The 713-nt window shown below is 33.0% G+C and carries 2 protein-coding genes; one reads left to right on the top strand and one right to left on the bottom strand.

The genetic code is table 11. The features are described from left to right. On the top strand, window positions 1–82 hold an 82-nt coding region (locus IDG60_RS22950), incomplete at its 5' end, for a hypothetical protein (RefSeq protein WP_241013401.1). Window positions 83–204: 122 nt separating this feature from the next. On the opposite strand, the gene IDG60_RS18390 is transcribed toward IDG60_RS22950, so the two are convergent. Next, window positions 205–678: a GyrI-like domain-containing protein gene (locus IDG60_RS18390; protein ID WP_000456497.1), complete on the bottom strand. Its 474-nt coding sequence runs from the start codon at window positions 676–678 to the stop codon at window positions 205–207. Window positions 679–713 lie beyond the last annotated feature (35 nt).

The following is a 713-nucleotide window of genomic DNA, read 5'->3' as shown; positions in this document are numbered from 1 at the left end:
TATTATCTTCATTACAGCCATTCTATTAGTCAGTCTACAAATCATTTACTTTAAAATGATTAAAAAGCAACATGTCGCATAACACTTCAACATAATTAGAACCCTAGCAAAGATATCTATCTTTGTCAGGGTTCTTCTTTATGAATTATGAGATCGAATCTTCAACTAAAATTACACCTTCATATCAAGAACATTTCTATTCAATCACCCTTTAACAGGCATCCAAATTTCTGTAATATATTTTTCACTTGTAGTATCACCATCCTGATACAACTCAAAAAATGGTGCTGATTTTACCGTATCTGCTTGATATTGATGTATGTAGTGATGAACCTCTTCCATTTTTTGTTGAACTGCTTTAGGTACTGCGCCCTGTGCTTCAAATACCATATACTTTGAACTTGCTAATGTTATGACATCATATTTTTCAATATCAGCACTATTATCTCCGGTAACTGCAATCATATATGACATCTTACCGTCTAATTCAGATATACATAAGCCAAGTATCCCGGCTAAATCACCATTATTTTTTAACTGTAAATCCGCAATTACTCCCTCTTGATAACATCTTTGCCAAAACCCTGCTATATGTTGCTGAGCCTGTCGTCCATTTTCATACGTTTCTTTAATACCTACTAACGTTAACGACGCAAGTTGTTGTAATTGATATTCCATTTTATCACTCCATTAATTTTATTCACTCATGTAAA

The organism is Staphylococcus sp. EG-SA-2 (assembly GCF_017152085.1).
This window is presented reverse-complemented; position numbering and strand designations above follow the sequence as displayed.